Source organism: Rhodoferax sp. RT5P35, from assembly GCF_056521385.1.
The window spans coordinates 218361-243594 of the sequence record NZ_JBWMAX010000006.1; the positions used below are offsets into that span (position 1 = coordinate 218361).

Below are 25234 nucleotides of genomic sequence, written 5' to 3' on the forward strand. Positions count from 1 at the left end.
AAGCCCGTTGCAAAACCAGAGTGGCGCTTAAGCTAGCTTGCCATGGCACAGCTTGTATTTGTTGCCACTGCCGCAGGGGCAGGGGTCGTTACGGCCAACACGGGGCAAGTCGGCTGCGGTCTGCTGGCCGCGCGGTGCGGCATCGGTGCGCACCTCGACTTCGCCGGTTTCGGTGGGCGCGGTGTAAGTCACGTTGGCGATGCTTTCGCCCCGGTTTTCCATAGCCTCGGCGGCTTCGCCGAGCTGCTCGTTGGACTGCACTTTGACCGTCATCAGCACCTTGGTCACGTCGTTTTTCACCGCGTCCAACAACTGGCCGAACAACTCGAAGGCTTCGCGCTTGTATTCCTGCTTGGGCTGCTTTTGCGCATAGCCGCGCAAATGGATGCCCTGGCGCAGGTAGTCCAGTGAGCTCAGGTGTTCGCGCCAGTGGGTGTCGATGCTTTGCAGCAACACCATGCGTTCGAACTGGGTGAAGTTATCACCACCCACTTGCTCCACCTTGGCGTGGAACGCGGCATTGGCCGCTGTCAGCACGGTTTCCAGAATGTCTTCGTCGGTGATGGCACTGGCGGACTCCACCTGCGCACGCAAAGGCAGGATCAGTTGCCATTCGTCCTGCATGGTTTTTTCCAGGCCGGCAATGTCCCACTGCTCTTCCACCGTCTCGGGCGGCACAAACTGGCGCACCACATCGTCTACACACCCTTCGCGCAAGGAGGCGATCTGGGCGGTCAGGTCCTGCGCATCCAGAATCTCGTTGCGCTGCTGGTAAATCACTTTGCGCTGGTCGTTGGACACGTCGTCGTATTCCAGCAGTTGCTTGCGCACATCGAAGTTGCGGGCTTCGACCTTGCGCTGGGCACTTTCGATACTGCGGGTGACGATACCAGCTTCGATGGCTTCGCCATCGGGCATCTTCAGGCGGTCCATGATGGACTTGACGCGGTCACCGGCAAAGATGCGCATCAGCGGATCGTCCAGGCTCAGGTAGAAGCGCGAAGAACCAGGGTCGCCCTGGCGGCCAGAACGGCCCCGCAGCTGATTGTCGATACGGCGGGATTCGTGGCGCTCGGTGGCAATGATGCGCAGGCCGCCGAGGGCCTTCACCGCTTCGTGGTCGATGGCCCATTGCGCACGTACCCGCTCCACCTCTAACGCCTTGGCGGCATCGTCGAGCGCCGGGTTGGCCTCTACCGCTTTGATCGCCATTTCCAGGTTGCCGCCCAGCACGATGTCGGTACCGCGCCCGGCCATGTTGGTGGCGATGGTGATCATCTTGGGCCGACCAGCCTGGGCCACGATATCGGCTTCACGGGCGTGCTGCTTGGCGTTCAGCACCTGGTGCGGCAGCTTGGCGTCGTTGAGCAGGCGGTCGATGATTTCCGAGTTCTCAATCGAGGTGGTGCCCACCAGCACGGGCTGGCCGCGCTCATAGCATTCGCGGATGTCTTTGATGGCGGCTTCGTACTTCTCGCGTGTGGTTTTGTAGACGCGGTCGAGCTGGTCTTCGCGGCGGCTGACGCGGTTGGGTGGAATCACCACGGTCTCTAAACCGTAAATTTCCTGAAACTCGTAGGCTTCGGTATCGGCCGTGCCGGTCATGCCCGACAAACGGCCATACAGGCGGAAGTAGTTCTGGAAGGTGATGGAGGCCAGCGTCTGGTTCTCGGCCTGGATTTCCACACCCTCTTTGGCTTCCACCGACTGGTGCAGACCTTCGCTCCAGCGGCGGCCCGACATCAGGCGGCCAGTGAATTCATCGACGATGACAATTTCGCCGTCTTGCACCACGTAGTGTTGGTCGCGGTGGTACAGGTGGTTGGCACGCAGCGCGGCGTACAGATGGTGCATCAGGGTGATGTTGGCCGGATCGTACAGCGACGCGCCTTCGGGCAGCAGGCCGTGCTCGACCAGAATGCGCTCGGCGTTTTCATGGCCGTCTTCGGTCAGGAACACCTGGTGCGACTTTTCGTCCAGGGTGAAGTCGCCGGGCTTGGTGACGCCCTCGCCAGTGCGTGGATCGGCCTCGCCTTCCTGGCGGGTCAGGAAGGGGATGATCTTGTTGATCGCAACGTAGGTGGCGGTGTGGTCTTCTGCCTGGCCGCTGATGATCAGCGGCGTGCGTGCCTCGTCAATCAGGATCGAATCCACCTCGTCCACGATGGCGTAGTTCAGGCCGCGCTGCACGCGGTCGCGTACCTCGTAGACCATGTTGTCGCGCAGGTAATCAAAGCCGTATTCGTTGTTGGTGCCGTAGGTGATGTCGGCGGCGTAGGCGGCCTGCTTTTCTTCCCGCGGCATATTGGGCAGGTTGACACCGACGGTCAGGCCCAGGAAGTTGTAGAGGCGTTCCATCCAGCGCGCGTCGCGGTTTGCCAGGTAGTCATTGACCGTGACCACGTGCACGCCCTTGCCGGACAGCGCATTCAGGTAAACCGGCAGCGTAGCGGTCAGGGTCTTGCCTTCCCCGGTGCGCATTTCTGAAATCTTGCCGTTGTGCAACGACATGCCCCCCAGCATCTGCACATCAAAATGGCGCATCTTCATCACGCGCTTGGAACCTTCGCGCACCAGGGCAAAGGCCTCAGGCAAGATGGCATCCAGTGTTTCACCCGCCGCCACCCGCTGCTTGAAGGACAGCGTTTTCTCACGCAGCGCCTCGTCGGACAGCTTTTCATACTGCGGCTCCAAGGCATTGATACCTTCGAGCGTCTTGCGGTACTGTTTCAACAAACGCTGGTTACGGCTGCCGAAAATTTTGGTCAGAAAGTTGGTGGTCATGGATGCGAGACCGCCACCGCCACAGAAGCCGGGGGGAAGCGATCGAAATTCCTAAATGTAATCTTGGAGTCAGATGAGGCTTTGACAGCAAAAGTCAAGCCACAAGGGCCAGTTTGCAATCCACAGCCTTGGGATTTTACTATCTGCCAGCACAGGCCAGAAACCAGTGCCACGGTGATAATCAAGCCCACTATGCGCCAAAGCAACCGTTCCTTCACGCTGCTGCAAGCCGCAGCCGACTCGCCCACCTTGGCCCGCTTGTCAGCTTTAGCGCAAGACTCCAGTGACCGGCTCAAAGCTATCAAGACCTTGATCCCCGAAACCCTGTGGTCGGCCATCCAGCCTGGGCCGATTGACGGTGCCAGTTGGTGCCTGCTGGTGAACAGCAATGCCGCATCGGCCAAGCTGCGGCAGCTGAGCCCGGCACTGTTGGCGCATTTGCGCTCCAAGGGCTGGGATGTGACGGACCTGCGCATCAAGGTGCAAATGCGTGCCGCTGTGCTGCGCGGCCCATAAAAAAAGGTTCTGGCCATTTCTGGACAGAACCTTTTACATAACCATTCTCAATATGGTGCCGATTGTCGGAGTCGAACTGACGACCTTCCGCTTACAAGGCGGGTGCTCTACCAACTGAGCTAAATCGGCGAATCTCTTATTTTACAGAACCGAATGGGTCATTTTGGTGACCGTAAGATTTTTTACTTGATGCGTTTGAGCGCCGGGCGGGGCCCGGAAGCGGGCCGCGGCGGCTCGGGTGGCTCGTCGTCGCTGGATTCCACCGGCGACAACGGGACCACTTTCGACGAAGCATCGGGTACCCCTGCCAGCGCAAAAGGCTTCGCGGGCTCGTCCGTGGATGCGCTGGCAACCGGCGACGGGAAGGCCATGCCCTGCCCGTTTTCACGCGCATAAATGGCAATTACCTGGCCAATCGGCACCAGAATCTCGCGGGGTGTGCCAGCGAACCGTGCTTTGAATTCAATGAAATCGTTCCCCAGCTTGAGTGAGCTGGTCGCATCAAAGCTAATGTTAAGAACGATCTCACCGTCTTTCACATATTCACGCGGCACCTGAACCGAGTCGTCTACCAGCACCGCCACGTACGGTGTCAGACCGTTGTCGGTACACCACTCGTAGAGCGCGCGGATCAGGTAGGGACGGGTGGAGGTCGAATCCAGGGCTTGCATGATGGACAACAGCGGCTCCGAATTACTTGCGCATCACTTTTTCAGACGGTGTCAGCGCTTCGATGTACGCTGGGCGCGAGAAAATGCGCTCGGCATACTTCAGCAACGGTGCCGCGTTCTTGCTCAGGTCGATGCCGTAGAAGTCCAAACGCCATAGCAGCGGTGCAATCGCTACGTCCAGCATCGAGAAATTCTCGCCCAGCATGTACTTATTCTTCAGGAACACGGGAGCCAATTGGGTCAGGCGGTCACGGATGTGGGCGCGGGCTTTTTCCAGGGCTTTTTCGTTACCCTTGGAAGCACGGGACTCCAGCAGGCCTACATGCACAAACAGTTCCTTCTCGAAATTGAGCAGGAACAGGCGCACACGGGCACGGTCCACCGGGTCGCCGGGCATCAACTGGGGATGCGGAAAGCGCTCATCGATGTACTCGTTGATGATGTTCGACTCGTACAAAATCAGGTCGCGTTCCACCAGAATCGGCACCTGGCCGTACGGATTCATTACGCTGATGTCTTCGGGCTTGTTGTAGAGGTCCACGTCGCGGATCTCAAAGTCCATGCCTTTTTCAAACAAGACAAAACGGCAGCGGTGGGAAAAAGGGCAGGTCGTGCCTGAGTACAACACCATCATGATGGGGGCTCCTAAAAATCAAAAAGAGTGGGATGCCAATGCAGCCCACTCCGTGTGGCCCAAACAGAGTGTCCGGACCTCGTTGGGGTAGATGGGGTCTACTTCACGTCTTTCCAGAACGCGGCATTCAATCGCCAGGCAAAGAAGGTAAACACCAGCAAGAACAACAGCACCCACACGCCCACCCGCACGCGGGTGTTTTGGGCGGGCTCAGCCATCCATTGCAGGTAGCTGACCAGATCGCCCACGGCTTGTTCGTATTGCAGCGGGGTCATGGTACCGGGAGACACTTGCTCCCAGCCCTTGAACACCTGGACCTCGTGGCCGTGCTGCTCGACCTCTTCATACACCGGCTTGCGGTTGCCTTGCAGCTCCCACAACACGTGTGGCATGCCCACATTGGGGAAGGCCAGATTGTTCCAGCCGGTGGGCTTGGAAGGGTCGGGATAGTAGCTGCGCAGATAGGTGTAGAGGTAATCGGCACCGGTACCGCCGTGGCCCGAACGCGAACGCGTGATCAAAGTCAGGTCGGGTGGATTGGCGCCAAACCATTCCTTGGCCTGCTTGGGGTCAATCGACGCCTTCATCGTGTCGCCCACCTTGTCGGTGGCAAACAGCAGGTTGTCCTTGATCTGCTGCTCGGTCAAGCCGATGTCGCGCAGGCGGTTGTAGCGCATGAAGGCCGCCGAATGGCAGCTCAGGCAGTAGTTGACGAACAGCTTGGCACCGTTTTGCAGCGCGGCCAGGTCGTTGGTTTTGTTCGGCGCTTTGTCCCAGGCCAGTTCATTGCCTTCAGAAGCATGTACCGCCGAAGTCGCCGCGAAAGACAAGGTCAGGGCTGCGAAGATGCCGAGAATCAGTTTTTTCATAGTCAGAGTCTCCGGCTTAGTGCGCAGTGAAAGTAATGCGACTGGGCACGGGCTTGGGTGTACCCAAACGGCTCCACCACGGCATCAACAAGAAGAACCCGAAATAGAACAAGGTACCCACCTGGGAAACACGTCCACCGATATCGGAAGGAGGTTGCACACCCAGGTAACCCAAAACCAGAAAGTTAACGACAAACACTGCGTACACGTATTTGTGCCAGCTGGGACGGTAACGGATCGACTTCACCGGGCTGTTGTCCAGCCAGGGCAGGAAGAACAGAATCACCACCGCGCCGCCCATGGCCACCACGCCCCAGAACTTGGCATCAATGTTCAGCATCATCGCCACCACACCGGCAGCCACAACCACAATGATCGCCTTGAACAACGCGGGTATCTTGAACTTGACCACCGCCAGCAGCCCGCCGCCCACCACACAGGCGATCAGCGCGTACATCATTTCACTGGTGATGGCCCGCAGCATCGAATAGAACGGCGTGAAGTACCAGACCGGCGCAATGTGCAACGGTGTCTTCAGCGAATCGGCAGGAATGAAGTTGTTGTATTCCAGGAAGTAGCCGCCAAATTCGGGAGCAAAAAAGATGATGGCAGTGAACACCATCAAAAACACGCTGACCGCAAAAATGTCGTGCACCGAGTAGTACGGGTGAAACGGAATGCCGTCCAGCGGATGGCCTTCGGCATCTTTGGGGGCGTTAGGGCCCTTGATTTCCACGCCGTCGGGGTTGTTGGAGCCCACTTCGTGCAGCGCAATGATGTGCGCCGCCACCAAGCCCAGCAGCACCAGCGGCACGGCAATCACGTGGAAGCTGAAGAAGCGGTTCAGGGTGGCATCGCCCACCACGTAGTCGCCGCGGATCAGCAAGGCCAGATCAGGACCAACAAATGGAATGGCAGAGAACAAATTGACGATCACCTGGGCACCCCAGTAGCTCATCTGGCCCCAAGGCAGCAGGTAGCCCATGAAAGCCTCGGCCATCAGGCACAGGAAAATCGCGCAGCCAAACACCCACACCAGTTCGCGTGGTTTGCGGTACGAACCGTACAAAAGCCCACGGAACATGTGCAAATACACCACCACAAAGAAGGCCGAGGCCCCGGTGGAGTGCATGTAACGGATCAGCCAGCCCCAGGGCACATCGCGCATGATGTATTCGACCGAGGCAAAGGCCAGGGTCGAATCGGGCTTGTAGTGCATCACCAGGAAGATGCCGGTGACAATCTGCAGCACCAGCACCAGCAGCGACAGCGAGCCAAACACGTACCAGAAGTTGAAGTTCTTCGGCGCGTAGTACTCGGACATGTGCTCTTTGTAGAGCTTGCTGGCCGGGAAGCGGTTGTCCACCCAGTTCATCAGCTTTTCAGGCGCGCTGGCGTTGGGGGAGATTTCTTTGAAAGTTGCCATATATCCCTCAAGCCTTCTTGTCTTCGCCAATCAGCAGCCGGGTATCGGAGAGATACATGTGCGGCGGCACCGGGAGGTTGTCGGGAGCGGGTTTGTTCTTGAACACGCGGCCCGCCATGTCGAACGTGGAGCCGTGGCAGGGGCACAGGAAGCCGCCCTCCCAGTCGTTGGGCAGAGAAGCCTGGGGACCCGGAGTGAACTTATCCGATGGCGAGCAACCCAAGTGCGTACAGATGCCCACCACCACCAGAAATTCAGGCTTGATGGAGCGGCCTTCGTTACGGGCGTACTCCGGCGTGAACTCGGAAGGGTTGCGCAGCGATTTAGGGTCGGCCAGTTGACCGTCCAGCTTGGGCAACTCGGCAACTTGCTCGGGCGTTCGGCGCAAGATCCAAACGGGTTTGCCGCGCCACTCCACGGTCATCTTCTCGCCGGGTTTGAGGGTTGAAATATCGGCTTCAACGGCAGCTCCGGCGGCTTTGGCGCGCTCTGAGGGCTGGAATGTACTCACAAAAGGGATGGCGGTAGCTACGCCACCCACTGCACCGGCACAACCGGATGCGATCAACCACGTCCGCTTGCTGGTGTCGACTGGGGTGTCACTCATGGGGGTCCTCAAAATCATCGCTCGTTTGGGTCAACGACGGATTGTAGCGGAGCGGTCCTCGGCGACTTCACCTGCCTGCAACACTTTATGCCGGGTGTCGAGGGCATTTTGTGGACAATACGGCGGTCAATTAACTAACAAGGGGACTTTTATGGGCATGATGGCCGAATTCAAGGAGTTTGCAGTCAAGGGCAATGTGATCGATCTCGCCGTAGGTGTGATCATCGGTGGTGCTTTCGGCAAAATTGTGGACTCGGTGGTGGCCGATCTGATCATGCCCGTGGTCGGCATGGTGTTTGGCAAGATCGATTTTTCCAGCCTGTTCATCGTGCTGGGCAAGGTCCCCGAAGGCACGGGCATGGCGCTGGCCGATCTGAAAAAAGCCGGTGTACCGGTGTTTGCTTACGGCAATTTCCTCACCGTGGCGGTGAACTTTGCGATTCTGGCCTTCATCATCTTCATGATGGTCAAGCAGATCAACCGCATGAAGAAAGCGGAGCCCGCCGCTCCGGTCGCCGCACCCGCTACTCCAGAAGACGTGCTACTGCTGCGCCAAATCCGCGACAGCCTGCAAAAGTAAGACCGCTTTAAGCACTACATTTTTGGTAGCTGCTCACGCCCTCTGCTGTCACGCCAGAGGGCTTTTTTACGCCTGAAACCCACTCAGCTTGCGTGCCATGCGCAGCGCGGCGATCAGGCTCGACGCATCGGCTACACCCGTGCCCGCAATGTCAAACGCCGTGCCATGGTCCGGGCTGGTGCGCACCAGGGGCAGGCCCAGGGTGACGTTCACGCCCTGCTCCACGCCCAGGTATTTCACCGGGATCAGCCCCTGGTCGTGGTACATGGCCACCACCACATCGAACTCCCCCGCTTGGCCGTGTTTGGCCCGGGCGCGCATGAACACCGTGTCGGGCGCATACGGGCCGTGCACATCCAACCCTTCGGCGCGGGCGGCCTGGACGGCAGGAAGGATGGTGTCGATTTCTTCACGGCCAAACAAACCACCCTCCCCCGCGTGCGGGTTCAGCCCGGCCACGCCTATCCGCGGTGCCCGCCCCAGCGCCGCGCCGACCGAGCGGTGGGTGATGCGCAGGGTTTGCAACACGTTGTCGAACGTCACGGCCTCGATGGCCTGGCGCAGTGACATATGGATGCTGACCAGCACGGTGCGCAACTCGTCATTGGCCAGCATCATGCGCACCGGCACGTCCTGCAGCGGTTGGCTCAAGTAGGCTGCAGCCTCGAACTGCAGCAGCTCGGTGTGGCCGGGATACGGCAGGCCGGCCGCTGCCAGCGCCTCTTTGTGCAGCGGCGCGGTGACCAATGCGGCCAACTCACCGCGCAGCGCGGCGCGGCTGGCCCAGAGCACGCAATCGGCGGCCACTTTACCGGCCAAAGCACTCACCAGACCATACGGGATATGCGCGAGTAGCTCGGTTATTTGGAGCACGGGTATGCAGCGCGGTGGCACGCTTCCCAGCTCTGCGGGCGATGCGATCAGCGCCACCGGCAGCGCGGGCTGGCCGGGGCCGCTGACCAGGACGCTGGCGCGGCGCAGGGTGCCCACATCGCCCGCCACGAAGCAGCCCCGCGTGGCATCCGGCGCGTCGCGGAAGGCTTTGGCGATGGTTTCGGGGCCGATCCCCGCGGGGTCGCCCAAGGTGATGGCAATGGGTTTCATCAGGCGGGGTTGTCGATGTCAATGAAAGTGTGTTCCAGCCCGAGCTGGGCGGCAACAAAGGCCGCCACCGCCGGAGCCCCGTAGCGCTCGCTGGCGTGGTGGCCGCAGGCGATGAAGGCCACGCCGCATTCGCGGGCATAGTGGGCTTGCGGTTCGGAGATTTCACCGGTGACGAACGCATCGGCCCCGGCAGCGATGGCGGCTTCAAAGTAGTCCTGTGCGCCGCCCGTGCACCATGCTATATTTTTAATAGCTTTAGGTGTAGGTGATATATACACGGGAGGCCGATTTAACTGTTTTTCTATGTGTGCAGCCAATGCCTGGGCGGAAGCGAATGCGCCGCCGTCGCTGCGCTGCCCCAGAAAGCCCAGGTTGTTGTCACCGAAGCTACCCACACCCTCCAGCCCCAGTTGCACGCCCAGCTGCGCGTTGTTGCCCAGCGTGGGGTGCGCGTCCAGCGGCAGGTGGTAGGCGTAGAGGTTGATGTCGTGGCGCAGCAGCAGGGCCAGGCGCTGCTTCATCCAGCCAGTCACCGTGCCGCTCTGGCCGCGCCAGAACAGGCCGTGGTGCACAAAAATCGCGTCGGCCTGCGCGGCTACGGCGGCTTCGATCAGGGCCAGGCTGGCGGTGACCCCCGATACAACGCGGCGGATATCGGTCTTGCCCTCGACCTGCAGGCCGTTCGGCCCGTAATCTTTGAAGCGGGCGGGTTGCAACAGGTCGTCAAAGGCCTGCAGCAGTTCCAAGCGGGAAGTGGTCATCCCGCATTCTCTCAAGCTTTGCGTTCCACGTAGCCGCGGCCCGACATCGGCACCAGCGCCAGCAGCATGCCCAGCACGGCCAGGCCGCCCACGTAGTAGGCGGGGGCCAGCGGGTCTTTTTGCAGCCACAACGTGATGATGATGGGTGTCATGCCGCCGAAGATCGCGTAAGCCATGTTGTAGGCAAACGAAAGCCCCGAGAAGCGCACCGCCGCCGGGAAGGCGCGCACGCCGACGATGGGTACCAGCGCGATCGAGCCGACGAAGAAGCCGACCAGGCCATAGCTCCAGACCAGCGAGGCTGGCGTGCCCGGCAACCCGGTGTAGAACCAGACGGTAGTCACCAGCAGCCCCCCAAAGCCCAGCAGCATCACCGGCCGGGTGCCGACGCGGTCGGTGGCCCAGCCCATCACGATACAGCCGATGGTCAAGGTCAGCGTGGCAAGCGCATTGGCTTGCAGCGCCAGCGCGGGAGCGATGCCGTGCATTTTTTGCAGGTAGTTGGGGGTGATCAACACCACCACCACGATGGCGGCCGACAGCACCCAGGTCAGCAGACCGACCAGAACGCAGGCGGCGCGGTGTTCGCGCAGGATGGTCTTCAGCGGCAACTCACGCGCCACGGTGCGGCGCTTTGCCAGCTCCTGGAACACCGGGGTTTCGTGCAAAAACCGGCGCAAATACACCGACATCAGGCCAAACACGCCACCCAAAATGAAGGGCATGCGCCAGGCGAAATCGGCCACTTCGGCCGGGCTGTAGTGGGTGTTGATACCGACGGCCACCAGCGAACCCAGCAAGATGCCGCCGGTGATACCCGCCGTGAGCGTGCCCACGCCCAGGCCGTAGCGGCTGGCGGGCACATGTTCGGCCACAAATACCCAGGCACCAGGCATTTCGCCGCCAATTGCCGCGCCTTGCAGCACGCGCATGGCCAGCAGCAGCAGAGGCGCAGCCACGCCGATGCTGGCGTAGTTGGGCAACAGACCAATCACCAAAGTGGGCACGGCCATCATGAAAATGCTCAGGGTGAACATGCGTTTGCGCCCGAGCAGATCGCCAAAATGCGCAATGATGATGCCGCCCAAAGGCCGCGACAGGTAGCCGGCCGCAAAGATGCCAAAGGTCTGCAGTTGGCGCAGCCAGTCGGGCATGTCCACCGGGAAGAACTGCTTGCCCAGCACGGCGGCAAAAAACACGTAAATCACAAAGTCATAAAACTCCAGCGTGCCGCCCAGGGCGGACAGGCCCAGGGTGTTCACGTCTTTGCGCGACAGGCCGGTGGAAGAAGACGGCAGGGGTGCGCCTACGGGCAAGGGAAGGGAAGAAGGCATGGGTTCTTTGGGCAATAGAGGAAACTGCTGCGGGCGGGGAGTGCAGGCCCGCGGTGGCTTGCAGGCAAGGGTTCAAGGCAGCCCAGGGTGCGGGCTGGGCGGGCGGCGCAGCGGGTTCAGCAGGGCCGCCAGGAACAGCGGTGCTGGCACAGACGAAGACGGCATTCTAAGGGCCGGCCCTGGTGTACGCAGGCCAGGGCCCTCTAAATTCTCTCTGGCATGGGAGACAATGTGGCCTTGTCGCGCCTGATTCGGCTGCATTCCACCACCCCACACCCCACCACCATGAAGCGCCTCTGGCTCCTGTTCGCCCAAACCGCCACCATTTTGCTGGCAGCCTATTTTGTTGTGGGCACGCTCAAGCCCGAATGGATGGGCAAGCGGCCTTTCAGCGGCTCCAGCATTTCACTGATCGAAGCTCCGGCCAATACCTCCAGCTTTCCCGCCAGCGGTAGTTTCAGCGCGGCCGCCAAAAAAGCCTCGCCCGCCGTTGTCAGCATCAACACCAGCAAAATGGCCGATCGCGACCCGCGCAGTGATGACCCGTGGTTCAAATTCTTCTTTGGCGAGCGCGGCGCGCAAGCCCAGGTGGGCCTGGGCAGCGGCGTGATCGTCAGCCCGGACGGCTACATCCTCACCAACAACCACGTGGTCGAAGGCGCAGACGCCATCGAAGTTACGCTCAACGACAGCCGCCACGTCCAGGCCCAGGTGATCGGTACCGACCCCGATTCCGACCTGGCCGTACTGAAGATCAAGCTCGACAAGCTGCCGGTGATGGTGCTGGGCAGCTCGGACGCGCTGCTGGTGGGCGACCAGGTGCTGGCCATCGGCAACCCGTTTGGCGTTGGCCAGACGGTCACCAGCGGCATCGTCAGCGCGCTGGGCCGCAACCAGCTGGGTATCAACACCTTCGAGAATTTCATCCAGACCGACGCGGCCATCAACCCCGGCAACTCGGGCGGCGCGCTGGTAGACGTGAACGGCAACCTGATGGGCATCAACACCGCCATCTACTCGCGCTCCGGCGGCAGCATGGGCATTGGCTTTGCCATTCCCGTGTCTACCGCCAAGCTGGTGTTGGAAGGAATCGTTGCCGATGGCCAGGTCAAACGCGGCTGGATCGGCGTAGAGCCCAGCGACCTGTCGCCCGAGCTGGCCGAAACCTTTGGTGTCAAGGCCGACCACGGCGTGATCATCACCGGCGTGCTGCAAAACGGCCCCGCGGCGCATGCCGGCATCCGGCCCGGCGACGTGATTGTGCAGGTAGGCAGCAAAACGGTAAACAACGTGTCCGAGCTGTTGACCAGCGTCGCCATGCTGCAGCCCGGCAAGGCATCGCCTTTCAGCGTGCTGCGCCAGGACAAGCAGCTCGCGCTGGAGGTGACCCCGGGCTTGCGTCCCAAACCCGCGGCACGGGTAGAACGCTAACCACTACACATTTAATAGCTACCAGCGCAGGTAGAACATGCGCTGGAGGCCGATTTGGCTAAGATTTTGGTGAAACGGCTTCTTCGTCTGGGGCCTGGGTGTGCTTGATGAAAATCTGCGCAGCCCAGATGCCCACCTCGTACAAGATGCACATGGGAATAGCCAGCGCCAGTTGCGACACTACGTCTGGCGGGGTCACGATGGCGGCGACGATAAACGCCAACACCACAAAGTAGCCGCGAAAGCTCTTCAGCTTGTCGATGCTGACCAGGCCCATGCGGGCCAGCACCACCACCACGATCGGCACCTCAAAAGCCATGCCGAAGGCCAGGAACATGGTCAGCACAAAGCTCAGGTAGGCCTCGATGTCGGGCGTGGCCTTGATGCTTTGCGGCGCAAAGTTCTGGATGAATTTGAACACCTGGCCAAACACGAAAAAGTAGCAAAACGCCACGCCGATGAAGAACAACAAAGTGCTGGACACCACCAGGGGCAGCACCAGCTTTTTTTCATGCGTGTACAAGCCCGGAGCCACAAAGGCCCACACCTGCCACAGCACCACCGGCAAGGCCAGCATCAGCGCCACCATGAACATCACCTGCAGCGGCACCAGAAACGGCGAGATCACAGAAGTGGCGATCAAGGTACTGCCTGCAGGCATAGTCGCCACCAGAGGCGCCGCCAGCATGTCATAGAGCCGGGCCGGTCCAGGGTACAGCGCCAGGCCACCGGCGGCCACCATCACGGCAATCAGCGCCTTGACCAGGCGGTCGCGCAGCTCCACCAGGTGCTGCACAAAGGGCTGCTCGGTTCCGGCTAGTTCGTCATCTGTGCTTTTGTGGGGATCGGACATGGGGCTTTAAACAGGGCCAGGCCCAGAATGACACCGAGGCCAAAAGGCCCCAGGTTGTTGATTTTTAAATAATGTGAGAGCTTGGCTTGGGCCGGAATCGGGCCACACGGGCTGCACCCGACAACGCCTTGGTACGCACCCCGGCGCGGGCCTTGTACCACTGCGGCGTGGCACCCAGCTTGGTGCGCCAGCGCTTGTGCGGGAGCTTGTATTCGGGGTAGCTGGTGTAGGCATCGTCGGCCACGGCAGGGGTGGCATCGGTTTCTGACCATTGCTTCTCGAAGTCGCTGGCGTTGGTTTGGATGGACTGGTGCACGTCGCGCGCCGCACCTTCCATGGTTTCCTTCATCTTCTTGAGCTCGTCCAGGTCCATGGAGCGGCTGACTTCGGCTTTCACATCAGACACGTAGCGCTGGGCCTTGCCCAGCAACGTGCCGACGGTGCGGGCCACACGTGGCAGCTTTTCCGGCCCGATGACGATCAACGCCACCGCGCCAATCAGCGCCATTTTGGAAATGCCGAGATCAATCACGGAGTGCGCGCCAGATCAGGACTTGGTCTTGGCTTCGACATCGATGGTGTTCTTTTGCGCCGCTGCAGCTGCGCTGGCAGACACCTGGGCGGTGGGCTTTTCGTCGTCCACCGATGCAGCACCGTCCTTCATGCCGTCTTTAAAGCCCTTGACCGCGCCACCCAGGTCGCTGCCCATGTTCTTCAGTTTCTTGGTGCCAAACACCATCACCACGATCAACAGCACGATCAACCAATGCCAAATAGAAAAAGAACCCATGGAATAACTCCTAACAAAGTATTTCTGATTTTAGACGGCGCAGATGACGGTCTACACCGTAGCCTGCGATGCCCTTGCGCTGTCACTAACCCTTGAGCCAGGGGCGCGGCCCACCAATGACATGCAGGTGCAGATGGTGCACTTCCTGCCCGCCATCATCCCCCGTATTCACCATCACCCGAAAACCACCCTGCGGGTAAGGTCTGCAGCCCTCTTGGGCTGCCAGCTGGGGGGCCAGCACCATCATGCGCCCCAACAGGGCCGCGTGCTCGGGCTGCAACTGCGCCATCGACGGGATATGCAGCTTGGGGATCAGCAAGAAATGCACCGGCGCCCAAGGATGGATGTCGTGGAAGGCCAAAAGTTCGGCATCTTCATAGACTTTTTTAGAGGGAATCTGGCCTGCAATGATTTTGCAAAACAGGCAATTCGGGTCATGTGCAACCACGGTCATACCGCATCTCCTACTGCCTGGCTGGCGTTCATGGCCACCATGCCGCGCACGATGCGGTACAAGAACCACAGCGAAATCAGGCCCCAGGCAATCCAGCCCGGCAAGATGAACAGAAACCACAGTGGTGCCGTGACCACATACAGCACTCCGGCCCACAGCACAGAGCGGATGCGCCAACTGAAATGGCTGGCCTGCCAGGTGCCTACGGCTTCGTTCTTTTTCACCAGATCGATCACCAGCGCCACGATCAGCAGCAATGCGCCCGGCTGCGCGCCTGGCACCACTGCGCCCACGGCCACGATAAGGTGCAGCACATAGCTGACCCAGCCCACGGTTTTCAGGTCTTGGGCCTTTTCGCTGTCGATAGCGCGCACGTCAATGATGTCGTTCATGGGGATTCCGCCTCTCGGGTTAAAACTTTGCGCAAGGCCTTTTCTTCGATGCCGCTGGTGCCTTCGCGGCGCTCCAGTTCGGCCAGCACGTCGGCGGGGCTAAGGCCAAAGTGCGCCAGCGCCACCATGGAGTGGAACCACAAATCGGCCACCTCGCCCACCAGCTTGGCCTGCAGCTCGGGGGTGTTGCCACCGTATTCGGCATCCTTGGCGGCCATCACGGCCTCTGTGGCTTCTTCGCCGATTTTTTTCAGAAAAGCATCCGGCCCCTTGTGCAGCAGGCGGGCCACGTAGCTGGCGCTGGGGTCGCCACCAAAGGCTGGTTTGCGGCTTTCGATGGTTGCGGCCAGCCGGGCCAGGGAATCGTTAGAGGTCATAGCCATTACTTGTAGATGGATTCCGGGTCTTTCAAGACCGGTTCGGTGGCTTTCCAGGCCTTGCCGCCTGCGGCATCGGTGTCCAGCAGGCTGAAAAAGCAGCTGTGGCGGCCCGTGTGGCAGGCAATGCCGGGGGTGTGGCCAAGTTGCGTCACCTTGAGCAGGACCACATCGTTGTCGCAATCGAGGCGGATTTCGTGCACGGTTTGCACATGGCCCGACTCTTCGCCCTTGAACCACAGCCGGTTGCGCGAGCGGCTGAAATACACCGCACGCCCCAGGGCGGCGGTTTGCTCCAGCGCCTCACGGTTCATCCAGGCGAACATCAGCACGTCGCCGCTGCCCGCCTCTTGCGCAATCACCGGGACCAGCCCTTGGGCGTCCCATTTCACATCATTTAGCCAATTCATAGGCCGTATTGTGAGCGATTGCACAAGCCGACCCCCAGCCTTAGGAGATGGGGCAAATATAGAATGTGCCATTTTTTGACCACCTTAATGGTGAACACAGCATGGACTACCCCGGAAATTTGATCGTCGTGGCCGCCCCCAGCGGTGCCGGTAAGTCCAGCCTGGTCAAGGCCTTGATGGAGCTGGATGCCAAAGTACAGCCCTCGGTCTCGCACACCACCCGCGACCCACGCGGCCAGGAAAAACACGGGCGTGAATACTTCTTCGCCTCGCAGTCGGAATTTGATGCCATGGTGGCGGCCGATGCGTTCGTGGAATGGGCGGAAGTGCATGGCAACCGCTATGGCACCTCCAAAAAAGCCATTGAAGAACGCATGGCCTTGGGCTCGGACGTGATTCTTGAAATCGACTTCCAGGGTGCAGTGCAGATCAAGGAAATTTTCGCCAACGCGGTGCTGATTTTCATCCTGCCGCCCAGTTGGGAAGAGTTGCGCTCGCGGCTGGAGCGACGCGGCGAAGATGCCCCCGATGTGATCGAATTGCGCTTGGCCAACGCCGCGATTGAGATGGCACAAGCCCATAAATTCGACTTCGTTATAATCAATGAGCTATTTGACCGGGCAGTTTTCGACCTGAAAACCATTGTTCATGCCCAGCGGCTCAAATTTACGGCCCAACGCCGTGCCCGAGCCGACACCTTCAAATCCCTGGGTATCTTTTAGGACTCGCACTGCGGTGCAAGTCGTGTTGCAATAGTTTTCTGGAGAAATTCATGGCCCGTATCACCGTCGAAGATTGCCTGGTGCAAATCCCTAACCGTTTCCAGCTGGTGCTGGCCGCAACCTACCGCGCCCGCATGCTGAGCCAAGGCCACGCGCCCAAGATCGAAAGCAAGAACAAGCCGGTGGTCACCGCCTTGCGTGAAATCGCCGCGGGCAAAGTCGGCATCGAGATGCTCAAAAAAGTACCCAACTGATTGCATCGGGCCCAAACCCGCTTTAAAAGGCACCGCATTGCGGTGCCTTTTTTGTTGCGCGCAAGGCAGACACAAGGCGCAAGCTATATTCAAGCCATGAGTGACAAGCATTTCCCTGCCGACGGTTCGCACCCCAAACCTCCACATAAAAAAGGCGGGCATACGCCCAGCCCCGCAGCAGCCAACGCCGCTGCCGCCAGCTTTGCCGCACTCATGGCCAACCTGCACTACCTGGATGCCGCCAGCGTGGAGCAGGTCCGCCAAGCCTACCGGTTTGCCGATGAGGCCCACCTGGGCCAGTTGCGCAACAGCGGCGAGCCCTACATCACCCACCCGATTGCCGTCGCCGCCCAGTGCGCTGCCTGGAAGCTGGATGCGCAGGCGCTGATGGCCGCCCTGCTGCACGACGCCATGGAAGACTGCGGTGTAACTAAGCCAGAGCTGATTGAACGCTTTGGCGCACCGGTGGCCGAACTAGTGGATGGTCTGACCAAACTCGACAAACTTCAGTTCAACACCCGCGAAGAAAACCAGGCCGAGTCGTTTCGCAAAATGCTGCTGGCCATGGCCCGCGACGTGCGGGTGATCTTGATCAAGCTGGCCGACCGCACCCACAATATGCGCACCATGGGTGACATGCCGCGCTCCAAGTGGGCCCGCATTGCCTCGGAAACCCTGGACATCTACGCGCCCATCGCCCACCGCCTCGGACTGAACCAAACCTACCGCGAACTGCAAGACCTGTCGTTTCGCCATCTGCGGCCCTGGCGCTACGCGATTTTGGCCAAAGCCGTGGCCAAAGCCCGCAACCGACGGCGCGACTTAGTGCAAAAAGTGCAGCAAGAAGTCGAGGCAGCGTTTGCGCAAACAGCCATTTCGGTGCGTATTGCCGGACGCGAAAAGACCATGTATTCCATCTACCAAAAGATGGACGACAAGCACCTGACCTTCGCCCAGGTGACCGATATTTACGGCTTTCGGGTCATTGTGCAGAACGTGACCGACTGCTACACCGCCCTGGGCATACTGCACCAGCTCTACAAACCGGTACCCGGCAAGTTCAAGGACCACATTGCGATTGCCAAGCTCAACGGCTACCAGTCGCTGCACACCACACTGGTCGGGCCGTCCAGCGTGAACGTTGAATTCCAGATGCGCACCGAGGCCATGCACCTGGTGGCCGAATCCGGCGTGGCGGCGCACTGGCTGTACAAGAACAACGAAACCGACAGCGCCACCGCCGAGCGCCTGGGCACCAAATGGCTGCAATCGCTGCTCGACATCCAGGACGAAACCCGCGATGCCGCCGAGTTCTGGGACCACGTCAAGGTCGATCTGTTCCCCGATGCGGTCTATGTGTTCACCCCCAAAAGCCAGATCATGGCCATGCCGCGCGGTGCCACGGTGGTGGACTTCGCTTACGCCATCCACAGCAATGTGGGCGACCGCACCGTAGCCGCCAAAATCAACGGCGAACAGGTGCCCCTGCGCACCGAACTGCGCAACGGCGACATCATTGAAGTGATTACCGCGCCGGTGTCGGCCCCGAACCCCGCCTGGCTGGGTTTTGTACGCACCGGCCGGGCGCGCTCCAAGATTCGCCACCACCTGAAAAGCATGGCGCAAACCGAATCCGAAAGCATGGGCGAAAAGCTGCTGACCCAGGCTTTGCGTGCCGAAGGGCTGGAGCGATTGCCTGAGGCAACTGCAGAAGGCCAGCCGATTTGGGACAAGCTGCTGCGCTTTACCGGCAACCGCACGCGGATCGAATTGCTCACCGACATCAGCATGGGCAAGCGCGTGGCCAGTATCGTCGCCAAGCGGCTGGTGGCGTTGCTGACCGAAGCCGGCGAAAAGCCCGATGCCTTGCTGCTGACCCGCGAGCGCTACACAGCGCACGAGCGCCTGTCCCAGGGTGCCGTGGTACTGGACGGTAGCGAAAACACCTCTGTTCAGTTCGCCCGCTGTTGTCGCCCGATTCCGGGCGATGCGATCGTGGGCTACCTGGGCCGCGGCGAAGGGTTGGTGGTGCACACCGACGATTGCGCAGTGGCCAAACGCCTGCAGTACAAAGACAGCGAGCGCTTCATCGCCGTGGACTGGGCGGATGAGCCGGTACGGTCCTTCGAGACGGGGGTGGTTGTCACCGTTAAAAATAGCAAGGGTGTGCTGGCCAAGGCCGCAGCCGCACTGTCTGCGGCCGAGGTGGACATTACCCATGTCGATATGGGGCAAGAGGGCGAACAGGAAGCCACCGACATGCGGTTTTTGGTGTCGGTGCGCGACCACGCCCACCTGGAAGTGGCCCTGCGCCAACTCAAACGCACGCCCTCGGTGTTGCGGGCGGTGCGGGCCAAGCCGGCAACTTAAACCGGCTGCGGGGCAGGGTAGTCCACACGCAGCACTTCAATCTCTTGCACCCCTACGGGGGACTGCATGCGCACCACGTCGCCCACCCGGCCTTTGAGCAGGGCGCGGGCGATCGGCGACACCCAGCTGACCTGCCCCTGTGCGGTGTCGGCCTCGTCAATCCCGTAAATGGTGATGGTGCGCTCCTGGCCCGTGGCGTCTTCATACGCCACGGTGGCACCGAAAAAAATTTGGTCGTTGCCGAAGTGCACGCTGGGGTCCACCACCTCGGCGATTTCCAGGCGCTTGGTCAAAAAGCGGATGCGCCGGTCGATCTCGCGCAGGCGCTTTTTGCCATAAATGTAATCGCCGTTCTCAGAGCGGTCGCCATTGCTGGCCGCCCAGTAGATCACGTCCACGATCTTGGGGCGCTCCACCTCCATCAGCTCGGTGAATTCAGCCCGTAGGCGGGCGTAGCCCTGGGGTGTCATATAGTTTTTGCTGCCCGCAGGCAAGGGCAAGGGCGCGGGTGCCGGGGCATCGCCGTCGTCGTCCTGGTCAGCATCGGTTTCACGGGTAAAAGCTTTGCTCATAAGCCGCGTACCTTAACGTGAAGTGGGTGCAAAAAGTAAAAAGCCCGTCATCTTGCGATAACGGGCTTTTACATTTGGTGCGGCTGGCAGGAATTGAACCCACGACCCCTTGGTTCGTAGCCAAGTACTCTATCCAACTGAGCTACAGCCGCTAAGCAATTGATTTTACAACGGGCTCTAATCCGTTTCGTATAAGTTCAGGTAAAAAGCCCCTTACCTTGCGGTAACGGGCTTCTACATCTGGTGCGGCTGGCAGGAATTGAACCCACGACCCCTTGGTTCGTAGCCAAGTACTCTATCCAACTGAGCTACAGCCGCTAATCTTACGATTCTACAATGGATTTTAGCCTGCAGTAAAGCGGTTTGAGAAAAATGCGGTGTGCACCAAAATTTCTTCAGCCCAGGCACTGCCCAAGCCCGCTAGCATCTAGGGCATTCAGGAGATACTTTTGCCCCACGTCATTACCAACATCGAAGACCTGCGTGTACTCGCGAAAAAACGCGTACCGCGCATGTTTTACGACTACGCCGACTCGGGTTCTTGGACCGAAGGCACCTACCGCGCCAACTCGGCCGACTTCCAAAAAATCAAGCTGCGCCAGCGGGTGGCCGTGAACATGGCCAACCGCAGCACCCGGGTGAAGATGGTTGGGCAGGATGCCGCCATGCCGGTGGCGATTGCGCCCACCGGCTTGACTGGCATGCAGCATGCCGATGGGGAAATTCTGGCGGCGCGTGCAGCCGAGAAGTTTGGCATCCCGTTCACCCTGTCCACCATGAGCATCTGCTCGCTGGAAGACATCGCTGCCCACACCAAGGCACCATTTTGGTTCCAGCTCTACTGGATGCGCGACCGCCCCTTCATGGAGGCGCTGATGGACCGCGCCAAAGCCGCTGGCTGCTCGGCACTGGTGCTGACGCTGGACCTGCAGGTGCTGGGCCAGCGCCACAAGGATCTGAAAAACGGCATGACCGCACCGCCCAAACCCACGCTGGCCAACATCCTGAACCTGATGACCAAGCCGCGCTGGTGCCTGGGCATGGCGGGCACACGCCGCCACACTTTTGGCAACCTGGTGGGCCACGCCAAGAACGTCAGCGACATGTCGTCGCTCAGCGCCTGGACCAAAGAGCAATTCGACCCCCAACTCGACTGGAACGACGTGGAGTGGATCAAGAAGCGCTGGGGCGGCAAGCTGATCCTTAAAGGCATCATGGACGCAGAGGATGCCCGTCTTGCGGCAAATAGCGGCGCAGATGCAATGGTCGTGTCCAACCACGGTGGCCGCCAGCTCGACGGTGCTCCCAGCGCTATCGAAGCACTGCCCGCGATTGTGGACGCAGTAGGCTCACAGATCGAGGTGTGGATGGACAGCGGTATCCGCTCCGGCCAGGACGTTTTGAAAGCCTGGGCCCTGGGTGCCCGCGGCACCATGATTGGGCGCAGCTTTTTGTACGGCCTGGGTGCGATGGGCGAAGCCGGGGTCACCAAATGCCTAGAGATCCTGCACAAAGAGCTGGATGTGACCATGGCTTTTTGCGGCCACACCCAGATTGCCACCGTGGACAAAAGCATTCTGTTGCCAGGGACGTTTTAACTGCGCATCTTTGCCCATAGCGGCATAATCGTTACACATTTTGTAACCGCCAACACGGCAAAAAGGATGGACCCTATGGGCACAGAAAAATTTCGCTTGGTCACCCGCAGTGATTTCGACGGGCTGGTGTGTGCGGTGCTGCTCAATGAGCTGGACATGATTGACGAGATCAAGTTCGTCCATCCCAAGGACATGCAAGACGGCAAGATCACCATCACCGACCGCGACATCACCACCAACCTGCCCTACGTGCCAGGTGCCCATATCGCGTTTGACCACCATGCGTCCGAAACCATTCGCAACCAGAGCGGGCTCAAAAATCATGTGATAGATGCCACAGCCCCGTCGGCGGCGCGCGTGGTGTTTGACTACTACGGGGGCGAAAAAGCCTTTCCCAACATCACCGTGGACATGATGGACGCAGTGGACAAGGCCGATTCCGCCCAGTACGTGCGCGAAGAAATCATGCAGCCCGAAGGCTGGGTGCTGCTGAACTACCTGATGGACGCGCGCACCGGCCTGGGCCGCTTCCGCGAATTCCGCATCAGCAACTACGCTCTGATGATGGATTTGATCCAGTACTGCCGCGACCATGGCATTGAAGACATCTTGTCGCTGCCGGATGTCAAAGAGCGCATCGACATCTACCAGGAACACGCCGTCAAAGCCAAGGCGCAGATCGAACGCTGTGCCACGGTACACGGCAATCTAGTGGTGCTGGACCTGCGTGAAGAAGAAACCATCTGGGCCACCAACCGGTTCATGGTGTATGCGCTTTTTCCGCAGTGCAACATCTCCATCCACGTAATGTGGGGCGTGCAAAAGCAAAACACCGTGCTGGCTACCGGCAAGTCAATTCTGGACCGCAGCAGCACAACCAATGTGGGCGAACTGATGCTGGCCTACGGCGGGGGCGGCCACCATGCTGCGGGCACCTGCCAGGTAGAAAACGACCAGGCCGCCACGGTGCTGCAAAAGCTCATCACCCAGATCAACCTGGACGGATAAAGCAATCTGCACAAACGGTATCGAGAATCAATCTCATTACAATAGGTTTTTGCCCTGCCCGCGTCAACTGCAAAATTCTTGCGATTCGCGGGTAGGAACACCAAGGACCTGCGCCGTGAAATCTCTTCTGCTGAGTGCTGCCCTGTTGACGGCTTTTGCCGCCACCGCCCAAACCACTGCCCCCGTCACCGCCGCTGCGGTCGCCGTCGACTACAGCAAGCTGGTCTACGCCAGCTACGAAGACACGCTGACTACGGCCCAGACACTCCAGGCCGCGATTACCGCATTCAATGCCGCCCCCAGCGCCGAAGGCCTATCCAAGGCCCGTACCGCCTGGCTAGCTGCCCGCGAGTTTTATGGCCAAACCGAAGCCTTCCGTTTCTATGCCGGTCCCATTGACGACAAAAACGGCCCCGAAGGCCGCATCAACGCCTGGCCGATGGACGAAGCCTATGTGGACTACGTCGTGGGCAAACCCAAGTCCGGCATCATCAACAACCCCAAGGTAAAAATCACCGCCAAAGCCCTCTCGGCCCTGAACGAGCGCGGCGGCGAAGAAAACATCGCCACCGGCTGGCACGCCATCGAGTTTTTGCTCTGGGGCCAGGATCTGAGCGAAACCGGCCCCGGCGACCGTTCGTTTGAAGACTTTGTGGATGGCAAGACCCCCAATGCCAACCGCCGCCGCGAATACCTGAAAGTGGTGTCCGATTTGCTCATTAGCGATCTGGCCAGCCTGACCAAAGCCTGGGCCCCCGATGCCAAGAACTACCGCGCCAAGTTTGAAAAATCCGGCACCAGCGCGGTGCGCAACATGCTGGTCGGCGTGGGCTCCTTGTCGCGCGGTGAACTGGCCGGTGAACGCATCGAAGTCGCCCTGGCCTCCAGGAACCAGGAAGACGAGCATTCCTGCTTCTCCGACAACACCCACCGCGACATCGTGGCCAACGCCACCGGCATTGAAAACGTCTGGCTGGGCCGCTTCAAACGTGCCGACGGCAGCCTGCTGCAAGGTGCTTCGCTGCGCGACTTGGTAGCGTTGAAAGATGCCACCACCGCCGAGCGCACCAGCGGCCACATTGCCGCCAGTGTGAAAGCTGCCGAGGGCATCCACGCCCCGTTTGACCGCGAGATTGTGGATACCGAAGGCCGCAAGCGCGTGCAGGCCGTGGCCGATGCGCTCAAGCTGCAAAGCAAGGACTTCCTGGATGCTGCCAAGGCCGTGGGCATTACCAAACTCACCTTGGTAGATCCCGCCAAAGAATAAGCCGATGCGTCAGCCGAACCTGCAAAAAAACCGCTGGCGCACCCTCACCACCACCGCCCTGGCCTCGGCCGGGGTGGCGGTGGCGTGGTTGGCCCTGGCAGCCCCCCCCACCATCGACACCTCGGAAGAAAAACCCGGCGGCGACACCACCGTGTTCGAAGAAGGGCTGAACGCCTTCTCTTTCCCTGCCGCCAACCTGGACGAAGAAGGCCGCACCAACTTCGCCATCGGCAATTCGTTCTTTCGGCGCAACTGGGTCGAAGCCCCTTCCTCCACCTCGGCGCGCGACGGCCTAGGGCCGCACTTCATCGCCCGTTCCTGCGGCGGCTGCCACACCCAGGACGGGCGCGGTGCACCGCCCAACACCTTTAAAAACGGCATCACTGCCGAGCAACCGATCGGCCTGCTGTTTCGCCTGTCCGTGCTGGATGCGCAGGGCACACCGCAGCATGAGCCTACCTACGGCGAACAGTTCACCAACTCCGCCACACAAGGCGTGCGCGCCGAGGGCAAGGTCCGCATCCGCTACACCGAGCTGCCCGGCCAGTTTGCCGACGGCACTCGCTACAGCCTGCGCCAGCCGCACTACCGCTTTACCGACCTGGGCTACGGTCCCATGCAGCCCGGCATCCTGGTCAGCCCGCGAATAGCGCCGCAAATGCCCGGCGTGGGCCTGATCGACGCGATCACCGAGGCCGACATCCTGGCCAATGTGCAGCAGCAAGCCAGCCGCAGCGACGGCATCCAAGGCATGGTCAACCGCGTTTTCGACCCGTTTGCGGGCAAGGAAGTGGTGGGCCGCTTTGGCTGGAAGGCCAACACCGGCAGCCTGGCGCACCAGTCGGCCGCAGCCTTCAACGGCGACATCGGCATCACCTCCGAGAGGTTTCCGCGCGAAGACTGCACGCCCAAGCAAAAAGACTGCGCCGCCGCACCAAGAGGCGGAGAAAAGGGCGGGCCCGAAATCGACAACGCCACCCTCACCAAGGTCATCCAGTACCAGGCCACGCTGGCTGTGCCGGCCCGGCGCAACTATGACAACGTGGACGTACGCCGCGGCCAGGCCCTGTTTGCCCAGGCCCAGTGCGCCGTCTGCCACCGCCCCAGTTACACCACCGGCGCCTCGCCGTTTCCGTCACTGCGCGAGCAAAAGATCACCCCCTACACCGATCTGCTGCTGCACAACATGGGCAAGGGCCTGGCCGATGGCCGCCCGGACGGCCTGGCCAACGGCCAGCAGTGGCGCACCCCGCCGCTATGGGGCATCGGCCTGATCCCCGACGTAAACGACCACAGCTTTTTGCTGCACGATGGCCGCGCCCGCAATACGCTGGAAGCCATTTTGTGGCACGGTGGCGAAGCCGATGCGGCCCGCCAGCAGGTGCTGAAAATGCCCAAAGCCGACCGTGATGCGCTGGTGAAATTTGTGAATTCCCTCTGACAGGACACC

General features: G+C 60.5%; 27 protein-coding genes and 3 tRNA genes. 10 read left to right on the forward strand and 20 right to left on the reverse strand.

Going from position 1 to position 25234, the window contains the following annotated elements:
- Window positions 1-27: 27 nt before the first annotated feature.
- Window positions 28-2784: a preprotein translocase subunit SecA gene (gene secA, locus AC097L_RS11655; RefSeq protein ID WP_479586530.1), complete on the reverse strand. Its 2757-nt coding sequence runs from the start codon at window positions 2782-2784 to the stop codon at window positions 28-30.
- A gap of 192 nt (window positions 2785-2976) precedes the next feature.
- Between secA and AC097L_RS11660 the strand changes: the two genes are divergently transcribed.
- Window positions 2977-3300: a hypothetical protein gene (locus AC097L_RS11660; RefSeq protein ID WP_479586531.1), complete on the forward strand. Its 324-nt coding sequence runs from the start codon at window positions 2977-2979 to the stop codon at window positions 3298-3300.
- A 53-nt stretch (window positions 3301-3353) separates the two neighbouring features.
- Here AC097L_RS11660 and AC097L_RS11665 read toward each other — a convergent pair.
- From AC097L_RS11665 to petA, 6 genes are all read right to left on the reverse strand, one after another.
- Window positions 3354-3429, reverse strand: a tRNA-Thr gene (locus AC097L_RS11665).
- A 53-nt stretch (window positions 3430-3482) separates the two neighbouring features.
- Window positions 3483-3971 carry a ClpXP protease specificity-enhancing factor gene (locus AC097L_RS11670; protein ID WP_479586718.1) on the reverse strand — a complete coding sequence of 163 codons (489 nt, stop codon included), beginning with the start codon at window positions 3969-3971 and terminating at the stop codon, window positions 3483-3485.
- Window positions 3972-3993: 22 nt separating this feature from the next.
- Window positions 3994-4605 (reverse strand): glutathione S-transferase N-terminal domain-containing protein, encoded by a 612-nt coding sequence (locus tag AC097L_RS11675; protein ID WP_056177195.1) that lies wholly within the window; start codon window positions 4603-4605, stop codon window positions 3994-3996.
- 98 nt (window positions 4606-4703) lie between these two features.
- Window positions 4704-5474: a cytochrome c1 gene (locus tag AC097L_RS11680; protein ID WP_479586532.1), complete on the reverse strand. Its 771-nt coding sequence runs from the start codon at window positions 5472-5474 to the stop codon at window positions 4704-4706.
- Between the two features lie 16 nt (window positions 5475-5490).
- Entirely contained in the window at window positions 5491-6900 is a 1410-nt protein-coding gene (locus tag AC097L_RS11685; protein ID WP_479586534.1) for a cytochrome b, read from the reverse strand.
- Window positions 6901-6907: 7 nt separating this feature from the next.
- Window positions 6908-7507 (reverse strand): ubiquinol-cytochrome c reductase iron-sulfur subunit, encoded by a 600-nt coding sequence (petA, locus tag AC097L_RS11690; RefSeq protein WP_479586535.1) that lies wholly within the window; start codon window positions 7505-7507, stop codon window positions 6908-6910.
- Window positions 7508-7658: 151 nt separating this feature from the next.
- Here petA and mscL point away from each other — a divergent pair, with 151 nt between their 5' ends.
- Window positions 7659-8087: a large conductance mechanosensitive channel protein MscL gene (gene mscL / locus AC097L_RS11695; RefSeq protein WP_479586536.1), complete on the forward strand. Its 429-nt coding sequence runs from the start codon at window positions 7659-7661 to the stop codon at window positions 8085-8087.
- Window positions 8088-8153: 66 nt separating this feature from the next.
- Here the strand turns inward: mscL and pdxA are convergent, their stop codons facing one another.
- Genes pdxA through AC097L_RS11710 form a run of 3 tightly spaced genes read right to left on the reverse strand, consistent with a single transcriptional unit; the run spans window position 8154 to window position 11286 of the window.
- Window positions 8154-9191: a 4-hydroxythreonine-4-phosphate dehydrogenase PdxA gene (gene pdxA, locus AC097L_RS11700; protein WP_479586537.1), complete on the reverse strand. Its 1038-nt coding sequence runs from the start codon at window positions 9189-9191 to the stop codon at window positions 8154-8156.
- Window positions 9191-9952 (reverse strand): Nif3-like dinuclear metal center hexameric protein, encoded by a 762-nt coding sequence (locus tag AC097L_RS11705; protein ID WP_479586538.1) that lies wholly within the window; start codon window positions 9950-9952, stop codon window positions 9191-9193. Before AC097L_RS11705 ends, pdxA begins: the two co-directional genes overlap by 1 nt.
- A gap of 11 nt (window positions 9953-9963) precedes the next feature.
- Window positions 9964-11286, reverse strand: a complete 1323-nt coding sequence (locus tag AC097L_RS11710) for an MFS transporter (protein WP_479586539.1) — start codon at window positions 11284-11286, stop codon at window positions 9964-9966.
- A 285-nt stretch (window positions 11287-11571) separates the two neighbouring features.
- On the opposite strand from AC097L_RS11710, the gene AC097L_RS11715 reads away from it, so the two are divergent.
- Entirely contained in the window at window positions 11572-12717 is a 1146-nt protein-coding gene (locus AC097L_RS11715; protein ID WP_479586719.1) for a S1C family serine protease, read from the forward strand.
- Between the two features lie 58 nt (window positions 12718-12775).
- On the opposite strand, the gene tatC is transcribed toward AC097L_RS11715, so the two are convergent.
- The 7 genes from tatC to hisI form a co-directional block, all read right to left on the reverse strand.
- Entirely contained in the window at window positions 12776-13570 is a 795-nt protein-coding gene (gene tatC, locus AC097L_RS11720; protein ID WP_479586540.1) for a twin-arginine translocase subunit TatC, read from the reverse strand.
- A gap of 64 nt (window positions 13571-13634) precedes the next feature.
- Window positions 13635-14102 carry a Sec-independent protein translocase protein TatB gene (gene tatB / locus AC097L_RS11725; RefSeq protein ID WP_479586541.1) on the reverse strand — a complete coding sequence of 156 codons (468 nt, stop codon included), beginning with the start codon at window positions 14100-14102 and terminating at the stop codon, window positions 13635-13637.
- A 15-nt stretch (window positions 14103-14117) separates the two neighbouring features.
- Entirely contained in the window at window positions 14118-14360 is a 243-nt protein-coding gene (gene tatA / locus AC097L_RS11730; RefSeq protein ID WP_479586542.1) for a Sec-independent protein translocase subunit TatA, read from the reverse strand.
- 85 nt (window positions 14361-14445) lie between these two features.
- The gene (locus tag AC097L_RS11735) at window positions 14446-14814 is read right to left on the reverse strand and encodes a histidine triad nucleotide-binding protein (protein ID WP_479586543.1); all 369 of its coding nucleotides are present in this window, start codon (window positions 14812-14814) and stop codon (window positions 14446-14448) included.
- Window positions 14811-15206, reverse strand: coding sequence for a DUF4870 family protein (locus AC097L_RS11740; protein ID WP_479586544.1), 396 nt, complete (start codon window positions 15204-15206; stop codon window positions 14811-14813). The genes AC097L_RS11735 and AC097L_RS11740 overlap by 4 nt, the downstream gene beginning before the upstream one ends.
- Complete coding sequence (locus AC097L_RS11745) at window positions 15203-15583, reverse strand: phosphoribosyl-ATP diphosphatase (RefSeq protein ID WP_479586545.1); 381 nt, start codon at window positions 15581-15583, stop codon at window positions 15203-15205. The genes AC097L_RS11740 and AC097L_RS11745 overlap by 4 nt, the downstream gene beginning before the upstream one ends.
- A gap of 5 nt (window positions 15584-15588) precedes the next feature.
- Entirely contained in the window at window positions 15589-15993 is a 405-nt protein-coding gene (gene hisI / locus AC097L_RS11750; protein ID WP_479586547.1) for a phosphoribosyl-AMP cyclohydrolase, read from the reverse strand.
- Between the two features lie 101 nt (window positions 15994-16094).
- Between hisI and gmk the strand changes: the two genes are divergently transcribed.
- From gmk to AC097L_RS11765, 3 genes are all read left to right on the forward strand, one after another.
- The gene (gene gmk / locus AC097L_RS11755; protein ID WP_479586548.1) at window positions 16095-16715 is read left to right on the forward strand and encodes a guanylate kinase; all 621 of its coding nucleotides are present in this window, start codon (window positions 16095-16097) and stop codon (window positions 16713-16715) included.
- Window positions 16716-16765: 50 nt separating this feature from the next.
- The gene (gene rpoZ, locus AC097L_RS11760) at window positions 16766-16969 is read left to right on the forward strand and encodes a DNA-directed RNA polymerase subunit omega (RefSeq protein WP_295955342.1); all 204 of its coding nucleotides are present in this window, start codon (window positions 16766-16768) and stop codon (window positions 16967-16969) included.
- A gap of 96 nt (window positions 16970-17065) precedes the next feature.
- Window positions 17066-19339 carry a RelA/SpoT family protein gene (locus AC097L_RS11765; RefSeq protein ID WP_479586549.1) on the forward strand — a complete coding sequence of 758 codons (2274 nt, stop codon included), beginning with the start codon at window positions 17066-17068 and terminating at the stop codon, window positions 19337-19339.
- Here AC097L_RS11765 and greB read toward each other — a convergent pair.
- From greB to AC097L_RS11780, 3 genes are all read right to left on the reverse strand, one after another.
- On the reverse strand, window positions 19336-19911 hold the full coding sequence (gene greB, locus AC097L_RS11770) for a transcription elongation factor GreB (RefSeq protein WP_479586551.1): 576 nt from the start codon (window positions 19909-19911) through the stop codon (window positions 19336-19338). The genes AC097L_RS11765 and greB overlap by 4 nt on opposite strands.
- A gap of 75 nt (window positions 19912-19986) precedes the next feature.
- Window positions 19987-20063, reverse strand: a tRNA-Arg gene (locus AC097L_RS11775).
- Between the two features lie 89 nt (window positions 20064-20152).
- Window positions 20153-20229: transfer RNA gene (locus tag AC097L_RS11780), tRNA-Arg, on the reverse strand.
- Between the two features lie 131 nt (window positions 20230-20360).
- Between AC097L_RS11780 and AC097L_RS11785 the strand changes: the two genes are divergently transcribed.
- From AC097L_RS11785 to AC097L_RS11800, 4 genes are all read left to right on the forward strand, one after another.
- Window positions 20361-21509 (forward strand): alpha-hydroxy acid oxidase, encoded by a 1149-nt coding sequence (locus tag AC097L_RS11785; protein WP_479586553.1) that lies wholly within the window; start codon window positions 20361-20363, stop codon window positions 21507-21509.
- A 75-nt stretch (window positions 21510-21584) separates the two neighbouring features.
- A complete protein-coding gene (locus tag AC097L_RS11790) occupies window positions 21585-22517 on the forward strand; it encodes an exopolyphosphatase (RefSeq protein WP_479586555.1) in 933 nt (310 codons plus the stop codon).
- Window positions 22518-22632: 115 nt separating this feature from the next.
- Entirely contained in the window at window positions 22633-23784 is a 1152-nt protein-coding gene (locus AC097L_RS11795) for an imelysin family protein (RefSeq protein ID WP_479586557.1), read from the forward strand.
- 4 nt (window positions 23785-23788) lie between these two features.
- Window positions 23789-25225, forward strand: a complete 1437-nt coding sequence (locus tag AC097L_RS11800) for a di-heme oxidoreductase family protein (RefSeq protein WP_479586559.1) — start codon at window positions 23789-23791, stop codon at window positions 25223-25225.
- Window positions 25226-25234: the final 9 nt, after the last annotated feature.